13 protein-coding genes are annotated in these 13,247 nt (G+C 67.6%); 2 read left to right on the top strand and 11 right to left on the bottom strand.

From position 1 onward, the window contains the following. Positions 1-300 precede the first annotated feature (300 nt). The 6 genes from O0880_RS24375 to O0880_RS24400 form a co-directional block, all read right to left on the bottom strand. A complete protein-coding gene (locus O0880_RS24375; protein WP_289889181.1) occupies positions 301-1,260 on the bottom strand; it encodes an alpha/beta fold hydrolase in 960 nt (319 codons plus the stop codon). Beyond that, a complete protein-coding gene (locus O0880_RS24380; protein WP_289889182.1) occupies positions 1,257-2,897 on the bottom strand; it encodes a GMC family oxidoreductase in 1,641 nt (546 codons plus the stop codon). The genes O0880_RS24375 and O0880_RS24380 overlap by 4 nt, the downstream gene beginning before the upstream one ends. Before the next feature lie 10 nt (positions 2,898-2,907). Further along, positions 2,908-3,432, bottom strand: coding sequence for a hypothetical protein (locus tag O0880_RS24385; protein ID WP_289889183.1), 525 nt, complete (start codon positions 3,430-3,432; stop codon positions 2,908-2,910). A 72-nt stretch (positions 3,433-3,504) separates the two neighbouring features. Next, a complete protein-coding gene (locus O0880_RS24390) occupies positions 3,505-4,710 on the bottom strand; it encodes an MFS transporter (protein ID WP_289889184.1) in 1,206 nt (401 codons plus the stop codon). A gap of 90 nt (positions 4,711-4,800) precedes the next feature. Next, a complete protein-coding gene (locus O0880_RS24395; protein ID WP_289889185.1) occupies positions 4,801-5,703 on the bottom strand; it encodes a LysR substrate-binding domain-containing protein in 903 nt (300 codons plus the stop codon). After that, on the bottom strand, positions 5,700-6,473 hold the full coding sequence (locus tag O0880_RS24400) for an RNA methyltransferase (RefSeq protein WP_071324573.1): 774 nt from the start codon (positions 6,471-6,473) through the stop codon (positions 5,700-5,702). The genes O0880_RS24395 and O0880_RS24400 overlap by 4 nt, the downstream gene beginning before the upstream one ends. A 195-nt stretch (positions 6,474-6,668) precedes the next feature. Between O0880_RS24400 and O0880_RS24405 the strand changes: the two genes are divergently transcribed. Next, entirely contained in the window at positions 6,669-7,451 is a 783-nt protein-coding gene (locus O0880_RS24405) for an inositol monophosphatase family protein (protein WP_071324574.1), read from the top strand. Between the two features lie 177 nt (positions 7,452-7,628). Here the strand turns inward: O0880_RS24405 and O0880_RS24410 are convergent, their stop codons facing one another. The 4 genes from O0880_RS24410 to O0880_RS24425 all read right to left on the bottom strand — a co-directional run bounded on the left by O0880_RS24410 (position 7,629) and on the right by O0880_RS24425 (position 10,575). After that, positions 7,629-7,787: a XapX domain-containing protein gene (locus O0880_RS24410; protein WP_289889186.1), complete on the bottom strand. Its 159-nt coding sequence runs from the start codon at positions 7,785-7,787 to the stop codon at positions 7,629-7,631. Then, positions 7,784-7,990: a DUF1427 family protein gene (locus O0880_RS24415; protein ID WP_289889187.1), complete on the bottom strand. Its 207-nt coding sequence runs from the start codon at positions 7,988-7,990 to the stop codon at positions 7,784-7,786. The genes O0880_RS24410 and O0880_RS24415 overlap by 4 nt, the downstream gene beginning before the upstream one ends. 9 nt (positions 7,991-7,999) lie before the next feature. Next, entirely contained in the window at positions 8,000-9,850 is a 1,851-nt protein-coding gene (locus O0880_RS24420) for an amidohydrolase (protein WP_289889188.1), read from the bottom strand. A 71-nt stretch (positions 9,851-9,921) separates the two neighbouring features. Further along, complete coding sequence (locus tag O0880_RS24425) at positions 9,922-10,575, bottom strand: hydrolase (protein WP_289889189.1); 654 nt, start codon at positions 10,573-10,575, stop codon at positions 9,922-9,924. A gap of 217 nt (positions 10,576-10,792) precedes the next feature. Here O0880_RS24425 and O0880_RS24430 point away from each other — a divergent pair, with 217 nt between their 5' ends. Next, entirely contained in the window at positions 10,793-11,086 is a 294-nt protein-coding gene (locus O0880_RS24430) for a hypothetical protein (RefSeq protein WP_289889190.1), read from the top strand. A 2-nt stretch (positions 11,087-11,088) separates the two neighbouring features. On the opposite strand, the gene O0880_RS24435 is transcribed toward O0880_RS24430, so the two are convergent. Beyond that, positions 11,089-13,236: a TonB-dependent receptor gene (locus O0880_RS24435; protein ID WP_289889191.1), complete on the bottom strand. Its 2,148-nt coding sequence runs from the start codon at positions 13,234-13,236 to the stop codon at positions 11,089-11,091. Positions 13,237-13,247 lie beyond the last annotated feature (11 nt).

Below are 13,247 nucleotides of genomic sequence, written 5' to 3' on the forward strand. Positions count from 1 at the left end.
AGCACCCCCCATAAAAACTGCGTTGATCCATTTTTTGCTTGCGCCCATTTTCCGCTTGCGCGCGTAACATAACAATCCTACAACATCTTGCCATAGATTCCGGTAAAAATCTTGTCCGTGGATTTCAGCGGGACGGCGCAGGCAGACGCGACAATCAATTTCCCGGCGGCTACTTCCTGACGTTAGCTTAATACAGTACGTCTGTGGAAAACAGTAATTTCTGGCCCCGATATCGTTAAATACAGGCAACAGCAGAGTTAAAAGCGACAGTCTTGCCATGCAGACAAAACGCCACGTTGCTCAGCCAAAATGGGGGGTACAAGGGGCCTTGACGACTTCGCACTTGATAGTGATTTCAGCCAGCACCCGGCGCAGCACGCGCGCGTCGCTGGCCAACGCCACGTGGCCGATGCCGCCCAGGGCGATATTGCGCGCACCAGGCAGGTGCGCGGACGATTGCGGCGCGACGATATTGTCGTGGTGGGAGTAGATCGACGTGAACAGCGCGCGCACCGCGGGCGGCTCGCCGGCGGCCAGCTGCGCCAGCCAGCTGTCCGGCTCATCGTTGATACGGCGCATCTGGCGCGCATTGGCGCCCGCCGCCAGGTTGGCCAGCCGCGTGCCGTGGTGCGGCGTGCCGATGGTGATGACGCGGGCCACGCGGGCCGCGCCATGACGGCGCAGCCAGGCGCGCGCCACCAGGCCGCCCATGCTGTGCGCCACCACGACGACTTGCGCGCTGCCCGTGCGCGCGCACAGCGCCTCGACGGCCACCTCCACCTGGGGCACGAAGGCCTCGATATCGGCGCCGATCGGTTCCAGGTCGACGGCGTCGTGCGCGATGCCGGCGCGCGCCAGCATGCCGCTCAGCCGCGTCCAGTAGCCGCGGTTGCACACATAGCCGTGGATCAGCAGCACGGGCAAGCCCCCGGATGGCGCGGCGGCGTCCAACACAGCCAGGCGCGGACGCAGCATGCCCCAGGACGACGTCCACAGGGTGGCGCGCAGCTCGCCGAAAAACAGGCGCGCCGCGCCCAGGGCGCCCAGCTGGTACTCCGGCGGCACGGGACTGCCGAAGCGCCGGCTTTGCCGGAAATTGCGCAGCACGATCAGCGCCCGCACGGCCAGCAGCAGGGCCAGCGCCAGCAGCACGGCCACGGCGGGCGACGCGACGCCCCAGACCCGCATGGCCAGGCAGGCCACCCCCAGCACGGCCAGCACTTGCAGCAGCATCAGCCAGCGGAGGATGCGCGCGATCATGCGGCGGCGGATGCGGGCATGGGCACGGGCGCCGGCTTGCCCGTCAGTTCCTGCGCCAGACCGCTGGCCAGGCGCGCCGCCAGCGCATAGATGGTCAGCTGCGGATTGGCGCCGATCGAGGTGGGGAACAGCGAGCCGTCGTGCACGGACAGGTTGCGCACGCCGTGGTAGCGGCCATCGGCGCCCGTCACGCCCAGGCGCGCATCGTCGGACATGGCGCAGCCGCCCATCACGTGGGCCGACACGACGCGCGCCAGCAAGGCCTTGAGCGGCAAATCGCCGATGGCCTGCTTCGCCTGCGTCCAGCTGGTGTAGTGGCTGGACATTTCATGCACCGGATACACGCTCTGCGCGCCGGCGGCGAACTGGATTTCCGCCATCGACAGCAGCGCGCGCCGCACGCCATCCCAGAGGAAGGGCGTGAGCGGATAGTCGAGCACGGGCGCGCCGAAGCGGTCGACCGACACGCTGCCGCCGGCCGAGTCATGGTGAAAGCCGTCGCGCAGCAGCGCCAGCAAGGCATGCGCATGGGGGAATTCGCGCATGATGCGCGCGTGCTCGTCGCCGAAGCCGCCCATGGTGGTGGCCATCAGCAGCGGGTGCAGCGGCGGCGCCTCGAGCTTGTAGCCGATGGCGCCGTCGATGGGCGCCACATGCAGGAAATGGTCGGAATAAATCGTCTGCGGCGCACCCGCATAGGCGTCGACGCGCTGCGCGAACAGGCCCGCCGAAATCACCGTCGGATGCAGGAAGGTGCGCCGGCCCAGCAAACCGTGCGGGTCGGGCGCCTGCGAGCGCAGCAGCAGCGCCGGCGAATTGATGGCGCCGCCGGCCAGCACGAAGTGTTTGGCGCGCACCGTGATGCGCACGCCCGTCGGCGCCTGCCCGGCAACGTCGAGCGCCGTCACCTGCAGGCTGTCGATGCGCTCACCCTTGAAGAGGAAGCGCTCGGCGCGCGCATGCACGAGCAGGGACGCCCCCAGCGCCAGCGCCGCGGGGATCGTCGTCACCAGCATCGACTGCTTGGCGTTCGTCGGACAGCCCATGCCGCAGTAGCCGAGGTTCCAGCAGCCGTTCACATTGCGCCGGATGGCGGCCGTGGGGATGCCCAGCGCCGTCGCGCCACGGCGCAATAAATCGTTGTTTTCATTCGGCGGCACGGCCCAGTCGCTCACGTGCAGACGCCGCTCCATCATGGCGAACCATGGCGCCATCGCGTCCACCGAATAGCCGGCCAGGCCGAAATGGCGCTGCCAGTACTCGAGCGTGCCGGGCGGCGTGCGGAAGCTCGAAGTCCAGTTGACGGTGGTCGAGCCGCCGACGGTGCGCCCCTGCAGGATATTGATCGCCTTGTCGCGCGTCTTGCGCGCAGCCGATTCCTGGTACAGGGCGGGATAGGCATCGGCCTCGCGCATCTTGAAGTCTTGCGAGGACTTCAGGCCGCCCTCCTCCACGATCAGGACGCTCAAGCCGGCCAGCGCGAGGATTTCCGCCGTCACGCCGCCGCCGGCGCCGCTGCCGATGACGACCACGTCGGCTTCCAGCGTGCGGTCGGCGGCCACGGTGCTGGCGTCGATGACTTTCCAGCCGGCGGCAATGCCGGCGGCGACGGGATCGGGTATGGGGGATGTGCTCATGGTGGCCTTGTCAGCTCAGTTCGGGCAGCGGGCCCGGATAGCCGATGGCGGCCCAGTGGGCGGCATCGGCATACCAGGCGCCGAGGATCAGGTCATGCAGGGCCAGGTACGCCGTCTGCAGGGTGGCCAGGCGGTGCATGCGCCACGACTGCAGAAAGGCGCTGACCTGGGCCGGGTCGGCTTCGCGCCAGCCGCCTTTCACGCCGGCGACGAAGCGCCGCGCGGGCGCCAGCGCCAGCAAGCCGAACAGGTCCTGCACTTCCTGCTGCGCCGCCAGCGGCAAGCCGAGGATGGCCGTGCGCACGCCGACGATGGCGCCGTCGAGCGCCGCGGCCCGCGCGCCAGCGTCCTGCGGCAGCGCGCCGCCCAGCATGGCCGGCACGATGGCGGCCAGCGCCGCGCGCGCCTCGCCGTCGAGCACGAAGCGCCCGGGCGGCGCAGGCCCGCGCACCGCGCGGTACGCGGCGCCGCCGGCCGCCAGCGTACAGGCGCCGATGAGGCCCAGCTTCAGAAACGATCTGCGTCGCATGCCCATGTCTCCCCTTGTCTTATCCTGCCTTTTGCAAGCCAGTGTACGCCAAAGGAGGCGGCCTTCCGTGCGCAAAAACTAGAGCGGCGCGTCTAGTTTCCGGCACTGCAGCCACAGCACCAGCATGGCCAGCAGCGCCGCCAGCGCGCCGCCGATGGCGATGCTGGCCAGGCCGAAGGCGACGATCAGCATGCCGCCCATCGCCCCGCCGGCGGCCGTGCCCAGGTTGAAGGCGGCGATGTTCAAGCCGGCCGCCACGGCGTCGCTGCCCGGGCAATGCTGCTGCGCCAGGCGCAGCAAGCGCATGGTGGACAGGGTCACGAGGGCGAAGAACAGCATGCCCAGGCTACCGCACAGGACCAGCAAGGCGACGGGCTGGCCACGCAGCAGATAGAAGAGCAATAAATTGAGCGCCAGCGCGGCCAGGGCCAGCACGGCGGAACGCTGCGCGTCGGCGCGATCCGCGCACCAGCCGCCCAGCAGGTTGCCGCCGATGGCGCACACGCCAAAGCACAGCATGGCGGCGCCCAGCCAGCCCGCGCCGAGCCCGCCCAGCTGCAGCAGAAATGGCGAGACATACGTGAAAAAGCTGAAGGTGGCCACGCTGACCAGCGCCGCCACGCCGGCCGCCAGCAGCAGCGGCGGGCGCAGGATGGCGCGCAGACTGGCCAGGGCCGACACGGCCGGCGCCTGCCGGCGCGCGCGCGGCATGGCCCACAGCAGACCGGCGCCGCCGCACAGGGCCAGCGCGCCGATGGCGGCAAAGACCGAACGCCACGACGACACGGCGCCCAGCCAGGTTCCCAGCGGCACGCCACCGGCCAGCGCCAGGGTCAGGCCCAGCCAGACGATGGATAGCGCCCTTCCGGCGCGGCCCGGATCGACCAGGCTGGTGGCCGCGTGCGACGCGACGGCCATGAACACCCCGTGCGCGAGGCCGACGGCAAAGCGCACGCCCAGCAGCACGCCCAGGCCCGGCGCCATCGCCATGGCCACGCTGCCCAGCGCCAGCACGATCATCGTGGCCGCCAGCACCTGGCGGGTGGGCCGGCGCGCCAGCACGGCCGTCAGGATGGGCGCGCCGATGGCCGCCCCCAGCGCATACGCGGCGATCGCGCCGCCGGCCGCCGCCACGCTGGCGTGCAGGTCGCGCGCCAGGCCCGACAGCAGGCCGGCGGCGATGAATTCGGACAGGCCAAAGGCAAAGCTGCATAGCGACAGCAGATAAATGGAGGCTGGCAGCGCAACGGACGGCGGCGCTGTGCGCGAGGACATGATGGACATGGCAGTTCCTGACAATCAAAACGCCATGCTGGCCCCTGGGCCATCATCTGTAAAATATCTTATTTATCTTAAAATGAGACTTACTACGTCTCACAGCATAGCGGACAGCCGCAACTGCGCCAGCAGCCGCTCGCGCACGGGAGAAATGCGCTGCGGATCCCACGCCATGTACAGGTCGAGCTGGCGCAGCGCCTCGGGCGCATCGCTATCGAGCGGCAGCATGCCCACGCCTGCCGGCGCGCACGCGGCCAGACTGGCCGGCAGCAAGGCCACGCCGAAGCCGGCCGCCACCAGTCCCAGCACCGTTTGCAGGCGGCGCGCCTGCTGCACCACGCGGGGCACGAAACCCGCATGCAGGCACAGGCTGGCCAGCTGGTCGTGGAAACCCTGGCCCAGCTCGCGCGGCGAAGCGACGAAATCATCGCCGGCCAGGTCGGCCAGATCCACGCGCGCCTGCCCCGCGCAGCGGTGCGCAGATGGCAGCGCAATCACGATGTCTTCGCCGGACAGGCGCTCGAAACGCAAGCCCGGCGTGCTGCGACCAGGCGCGCGCAGCAGGGCGATATCCACGTCGCCCCGCTCCAGCCACTCGACCTGCTGCTGCGTCGACGCTTCGCGCAAGGTGAATTGCACGGCCGGCGAGGCGGCGCGGAAGGCGCGCAGGGCCTCGAGCACGCGGGCGTAGGGCGTGATGTGGATAAAACTCAGGCGCAAGTGCCCCTCGATGCCCTGCGCCACGCGGCGCGTGGCGGCCACGCCCTCTTCCAGCGTCAGCAGCACCTGGCGCGCCGTGGCCAGGAAGGCCGTGCCGGCCGGCGTCAAACTGACCTTGCGGTTCGTGCGCTCGAACACGGGATAGCCGAGCGCCTCTTCCAGGCGCAGGATGGCCTGCGACAGGGGCGGCTGCGCCATGTGCAGCCGTTCGGCCGCGCGGCGGAAGTTCAGTTCCTCGGCGACGGCGATGAACTGGCGCAGCAGCCGGGTTTCTATCATGGGCCTTTTTTCGCCATCGCCAGGATATGCCGCGCGATGCCGCGCAGGATATTGACTTCTTCCGTCTCCAGCCCCGTGCGCGAAAACAGGCGTTTCAACCTTGGCATGAGCTTTTTCGGATTCTCGGCGTCGAGGAAATCGATGGCGACCAGCGCCTCCTGCAAATGCGCGTACATGCCATCGACCTGGGCCAGGCTGGCCGCGTCGCCATGGAAACCGACCGCGCTGGCCGCTGGCGCCTCGCCCGATGCATCGAGCGCCGCCACGCGGCACTCATAGGCGACGACCTGCGCCGCCTGCGACAGGTTCAGCGAGGAATACTCGGGATTGGCGGGAATGTTGATCAGCACGTTGCACTGCTCGACGATCTCGTTGGGCAAGCCGAAGCGCTCGTTGCCGAAGATGACGGCTGCGTGCAAGTCCGTGCCGGCCGCCAGCTGGGCGGCGATGGCGCGCGGCGCCGTGACGGGCGGCGAGAATTCGCGCAGGCGGGCCGAGACGGCCGCCGCGTAATTGCAGCCCTCGAGCGCCTCGGCGATGGAGCCGACGATGCGCGCGCCGGCCAGGATGTCCTGCGCGCCGCTGGCGAAGGCCACCGCTTCCGCATCCGTCAAGGCATCGGGAAAGCGCGGGTTGACCAGCACCAGATCGGAAAAACCCATCGTTTTCATGGCGCGCGCGACGCCGCCAATGTTGCCAGGACGACTAGTTTCGACAAGAATAAATCGCAGGCGTTTGAAAAGAGACGTGTTGATTTCGGGCAGATTCATTTAAAATAGCGCTATTGCGCGGTATCGATACAGGAAATTTCGGGAAACGGAGTCACAAAACGCTGACTCCAGGCCGGGATTTTAACCACTTCGGCACCGCTCCGCTCTTTAATTCATTCTTGCACACCATCGTACCGGCGCCGAAAGGCGACGCTGGGCGGTCGCGTGCTTTTAACGGAAGCTCACATGCACCCAATGCTCAATACGGCGATCAAAGCCGCCCGCCGCGGCGCCGCCGTCATCAATCGCGCCTCTTTTGACCTCGACCGCGTCGTCGTCACGGAAAAACAACATAACGATTTCGTCACCGACGTCGACCAGGCGGCCGAACAAGCCATCATCGAGGTGCTGTCCAAAGCCTACCCGGATCACGCGATCCTGGGCGAGGAATCGGGCGCTTCCGCCAACACGCACGACGAGAATGAATATCAGTGGATCATCGATCCGCTGGACGGCACCACCAACTTTATCCACGGCTTCCCGCAATACTGCGTCTCGATCGCGCTCGCGCATCGCGGCGTCGTCACGCAAGCCGTCATCTACGACCCGGTACGCAACGACCTGTTCACGGCCACCAAGGGCGCCGGCGCCTACCTGAACGAAAAACGCATCCGCGTCACCAAGCTCGACCGCATCTCGAACGCCCTACTGGGCACCGGCTACGTGGCCGGCAGCGCCCGCGCGCTCGACGAATACCTGAAGATGTACCAGATCATGGGCGAACGCAGCCAGGGCGTGCGTCGCGCCGGCTCGGCCGCGCTGGACCTGGCCTACGTCGCCTGCGGCCGCCTGGACGGTTTCTACGAAAAAGGCTTGAAGCCTTGGGATATCGCCGCTGGCGCCCTGATGATCACGGAATCGGGCGGCATCGTCGGTGAATTCAACGGCGAATCGGAGTATCTGTACAAGGGCGACGTCATCGCCGCCAGCCCGAAGATCTTTGGCCAGATGATTACGCTGCTCACCCCTTTCGCCTGACAACACCCGACAAAGCTTGCTGCGCGGCGCGCCTTGCGGCCGGCGATGCTCACTGCACCAAAGTACAGTGGCGCTTCCCGGCCACAATGCATCGCCGCTCGCGACAGTTTTGCAGCTGTGTTGTAAAGCCTAGATAGGCAGTCAGAAAAAAACCGGCCCAGGCCGGTTTTTTTGCATTCACAGGCTGATGTGCCCCGCCACGACAAAGCCCAGGGTCATGGCCACCACCATCGCCGCGCCCGTCGGCGTGGGCGGCGTGGGCGACGGCAGGTCGAACCAACGGCACACGGCGCCCACCAGCAAGCCCAGTACCGATCCGGCCAGCATGACGTTCATGGCGCGCCCCGCCGCTCTCGCTGCGCTTCTTTTGCGCGGCGCTGCAGGTACAAACCCGTCAGCCAGTAGCCGCAGCTGGTCAGGAACACCAGCAGCGCGGCGCCCAGCACGGGCGGCGCCGGCACGGGGATATGCGCCAGCTGGCAGACGAAACCCACGACAAAGGCCAGCAGCAGGCCCAGCATCACTTTCCGGTAGCGCATGTCACTCTCCTAGAAGGCGAAGCAGCTGCAACCGAGCGTGCCCCAGAAACCGGAAAAATCGCTGATCGGCACGGCCGACTTGCGCGCCCGGTCGTGGGCATGCGCATGCACGCCGCAGGCGCCCGCGCACTGGTGCGGCATGGCGGCCTGCGCCTGTTTTGCCACGGGCCGGTAATGGCCGGGCACCGTGCGCACGGGCGACCACTCGGGCAGCACGGGAATCGGCGGCGGCGCCAGGGGCGTGAATTCCGCCTGGCCGTAGACGACCTTGCCGCCCACCATGGTCAGCACGGACTCGATGGACTTGATCGCTTCTTCCGGCACGGCGAAGTAATCGGCCGACAGCACGGACAGGTCGGCCAGCATGCCGACACGGATGCGCCCCTTCTTGCCTTGCTCGCTAGAGAACCAGGCGCTGCCCGCCGTCCACAGTTCCAGCGCCGTGTCGCGCGACAAGCGCCCCGCCGCATCCGTCAGGGCCAGGCCGCCCACGGTACGCCCGGACACCAGCCAGTACAGCGCCGTCCACGGGTTGTAGCTGGCGACCCGCGTGGCGTCCGTGCCGCCGCCGACGGGCACGCCGGCGTCGAGCATGCGCTGCACGGGCGGCGTCGCCTTCGCCGCGTCGGCGCCATAGCGCTCGACGAAATACTCGCCCTGGAAAGCCATGCGGTGCTGGATGGCGAGGCCGCCGCCCAGCGCCTTGACGCGGTCGATATTCTTCGGGCTGATGGTTTCCGCATGGTCGAACAGCCAGTGCAGGCCGCCGAACGGCGTATCGCGGTTGACCTTTTCAAAGACGTCGAGCATGCGGCTGATCGATTCGTCGTAGGTGGCGTGCAGGCGGAACGGCCAGCGCTGCTCGACCAGGTGGCGCACGACCTTTTCCAGCTCGTCTTCCATGCCGGCCGCCAGCTCGGGGCGCGGCTCGAGGAAATCCTCGAAATCGGCGGCGGAAAAGACCAGCATTTCGCCGGCGCCGTTGTGGCGGTAAAAATCCGTGCCGTCGCCGGGCTTGATCATGCCCGTCCACTTCTGGAAGTCCTGCAGTTCGGCGCCCTTGTTCTGCGTGAACAGGTTGTAGGCGATGCGGATGGTCAGCTGCTCCTTTTGCGCCAGCTCGTCGACGACGGCGTAATCCTCGGGATAGTTCTGGAAGCCGCCGCCCGCGTCGATGGCGCTGGTCAGCCCCAAGCGATTCAGTTCGCGCATGAACTGGCGCGTGGAATTGACTTGCAATTCGAGCGGCAGCTTCGGGCCTTTCGCCAGGGTCGCATACAGGATCATGGCGTTCGGGCGGGCGATCAGCAGGCCGGTCGGGTTGCCGGCCGCGTCACGCACGATTTCGCCGCCCGGCGGATTCGGCGTATTTTTGTCGTAGCCGACGGCGCGCAGGGCGGCGCGGTTCAGCAGGGCGCGGTCGTACAGGTGCAGGATGAAGACGGGCGTATCCGGCGCGGCCGCGTTGATTTCGTCCAGGGTCGGCATGCGCTTTTCCGCGAACTGGAATTCCGTCCAGCCGCCCACCACGCGCACCCATTGCGGGTTCGGCGTGCGCAAAGCCTGCTCCTTGAGCATGCGCAAGGCGTCGGCCAGCGAGGGCACGCCTTCCCAGCGCAGCTCCAGGTTGTAGTTCAAGCCGCCGCGTATCAGGTGCAGGTGCGAGTCGTTCAGGCCGGGAATCACCGTGCGGCCATCGAGGTCGATCACCTGCGTGGCGGGACCGCGATGGCGCATCACCTCCTCTGCATCGCCGACGGCGAGGAATTTGCCATCGGCGATGGCGACGGCGGAAGCCAGCGGCTGCGTCCTGTCGACCGTGTGGAAGCGGCCATTGAGTAAAATCGTGTTTGCGTGCATGGGAACTCCCGAATCAGGTGAAAGACACGGCCCCGCCCATAGGCGGCAGGCCGTTCGATATCAATGAAAGATCAATGGCCTTCGCTGGCGTTGAACATGGATTTGGCGTAGATCAGGCCCAGGCCATAGCCGCCGCCGTGCGCCACGGCCGTCGCCACCGTCTCGTTGTAGGTCTCGCCACGGGCCCAGTCGCGCTGCAGTTCCAGCAAGTATTGCACGGACGTCAGCGGCTGCGCGCCCGCCTGTATCATGCGCTGCATGGCCATCGCATGCGCTTCGTCCGAGACGTCGCCGCTGGCGTCGGCGATCACATAGACGTCGAAGCCCTGCTCCAGCGCCGACAGCGCGGGACCGACGATGCAGACGGAAGTCCACAGTCCGGCCAGCACGATCTTGCCCTTGCCGTAGCCGTTCACCTTGTCGGCGATGCGCGCATCTTCCCAGGTGTTCATGGTGGTGCGGTCGATCGGCGCCTGCGCGGGGAAGACGGACTGGATTTCATCGAAGATGGGGCCGGAGAACGATTTGGCCGCCACCGTCGTCAGGATCGTCGGCACCTTGAATTCGGCCGCCGCCTTGGCCACCAGCGCCGCATTGTTGCGCAGCAGGGCCAGGTCGATCGAGCGCGTGGCAAACGCCATCTGCGACTGGTGGTCGATCATGATCAGGGTGTGGTCGTCGGCGGTCAGCAGTTTTTGTGCGGCTTGGGCGGTAGCGATAGGCATGATGTTTTCCTCAGTGAAAATAATTGAATATGAAAAAGAGATGTCGTTGTACGGCGATCCTGCTCCTGCCCTTGCGTGACGCTGTGTGTGCCGGGCCAGTGCTATGCAGTATGCACGCAACGATTTGAAAACAAAAACGGAAAGAATGCCAAGCTATGTTCGATTTTTTCGATGACATAAAATAGCCGCAATACAGCCGCACGAGAAAGGGAAGAACATGGGATTTGAATTCAGGATCGCGGCCCGCCTGACACCGGGCCAGCGCCAGCACATCGCGCAGCTGCTCGATACGCTGCCGCAGGCGCGGCGCAGGCACGATGGCGGTCCGGCGTGGGAACTGCGCATGGCTGGCAATACGGGCGCCATGCCGAACGTCGATGTCGCGCTGGACGCCGGCGGCCTGTCCGTCTGCCAGTACGGCGCGGCGGACGCGTGGCATGGCCTGCCCGCCCTGCGCGGCTACCTCGATGCGCAGGGCGTGGCGTATGCCGTCGAAGAGGTGGACGACTAGGCCTACAACGCCCCTTCCAGCATCACGCGCAGGGTGCGGTAGCTGCCCGTGTCGACCGTGCGCAGCATGCTGCCCGCGCCATCGGCATACCAGCTGCGCGTGCGGTAGCGCTGCCCCAGCAAATTGGCGCCCGACAGGCGCAGGCGCAGCCTGTCGCTGAACCGCCACAGCGCGTACGCATCGAGTTCGCGCTTGGCGCCCTGGTAGGCCAGCAGCGCGCTGGACGTGCGCGAGCGCCCGCCCGCCTGGTAATGCAGGTTGCCGCCCACGGTCAGCGGCATGCCGGCCAGGCGGTAGTCCGCACCGAAGTTGGCGCTCCACGGCAGCTGGCTGTCGAGATGGTTGTCCGGGCCGGCGATGGCGTCCACCCGCGACCAGTTGCGCGCCACGTTGGCCCGAAGGTCGAGCGCGGGCGCGCCGGCAAGCAGCGCCGCCAGGGGCAGCTTCGCTTCGAGTTCGATGCCGCGCACCAGCGCCCTGCCATGGTTGACGGGCGTGACCACCCAGCGCCCGTCGTTCCGGTACAGGCGGTCCAGCATCACGCCGTCGATGCGCCGCACGCTGGCGCTGGCACCCAGCATGGCGCCCTCGCCCAGGTAGTATTCATAGGCGGCGTCCAGCCCCCATGCCAGCTCGGGCCGCAGGGCCGGATTGCCCTGGTTGTCGGGATTGGTGGCGCTGTTGCCATTGTCGACCGTGTAGCGGCGCGGCATCAGCTCGAAAATCTCGGGCGCCTTGTAGGTGCGCGTGACGGCCAGGCGCAGCTGGTCCTGGCCGCGCAGCTTCCACAGGCTTTGCAGCAAGGGGCTCCACACTTGCGAGCCCACGTCGACGGGCGCGCCGCCGCCCGTGGCGCTGGCCGTGCGCAAGGCTTCCCAGCGCAAGCCCAGATACAGCGACCAGCGCGGCGAGAATTCCCACTCGTCCTGCGCGAACAGGGCCAGGCGGCGCACGCTGGCCGTGTAATCCTCGTCCGAGAGCTCGGGCGGCGCGCCCGGCGCGAACTGCTGCTCGCGGCGAAAATCCTGGCGCCGGCGCCAGCCCGTGTCCCAGCCCGCCGCCAGCGTGTGCTGCGCGCCCAGCGGCCGGCGATAGCTGCCGCTCGCCTGCACGCCCACTTCGTCGACGCCCGAATCGACCAGGTGCGTCGAGCGCAGCGCGCCGTCAAGGCCACGTCCCAGGAAGACGAAATCGTTGGCGCGGTGGTGGTAGCTGGCGCCCAGCTTGACGTCGAGGCTGGCGCCGTGCGCGAGCTTGCGCAGCCATTGCACGTCGCTGCGCGCGGTGCCGCTGTCCTGTGCGAAATCGTTGTCATTGTCCGGATACGCGCTGGGGCTGCCCAGGTACGCCACCTCGACCGCATGGCGACGGCTGGACAGGCGCCTGATATTCAACAGGCTTTGCCAGGCCAGGCTGCCCTCGCCTTCCAGCGCCCACTGCAGGCGCGGCGCCAGTTCGATGCTGTCGACGCTGACGCGCTCCCGTTGCGGCGTGCGGCGCAGCACGCCGGGCGCGCCATCGGCGTCGAACTCGCCGCTCCACTCATCGATGGCCGCGCGGCGTCCCGTGTGGCTGACGGTGCCGGCCAGCACGTACGACAGCGCCTCCGCCTTGTCCGCCAGCTGCATGGTGGCGCTGCCGGCCGGCATGCCGTGGCTGGCCGATGCGCCCAGCTTGAACGTGCGTTCGCGCCGCGCGGCCGCCTTCTTCAGCACGATGTTGATGGCCCCGGCGATCGCCTGCGCGGAAAACTCGGCCGTGGCGGCGCGCATGATTTCCACGCGCTCGACCAGCTCCGGGTCCAGCGCATCGAGCGAAAAGCCGGCCGGCACGGGCACGCCGTTGAGCATGATCAAGGTATAGCCCTGGCCCAGCCCGCGCATCTGGATTTGGCCGCCAGTGGCGCCTGCGGCGCCGCCGATGGACAGGCCGGGCAGGCGCTTCAACGCATCGGCCAGGCTGCGCTCGCCCTGGCGTATCAATTCATCGTGGCCGACGACGATGCGCGCCACCGTGTCGTCGCGGCGCTGGCCCGCCGCGTCGGCCTTGACGCTGACGGACGGCACGACGGGAAGGGCAACGCCATCATCGGCACGCGCGTGCGCCGTCAACGGCAGCGCGAGGCTGCACAGCAATATACTGAATCGCATGGGGGGTTCCG

The organism is Janthinobacterium sp. SUN118 (assembly GCF_030397695.1).
GTDB lineage: Bacteria > Pseudomonadota > Gammaproteobacteria > Burkholderiales > Burkholderiaceae_D > Janthinobacterium.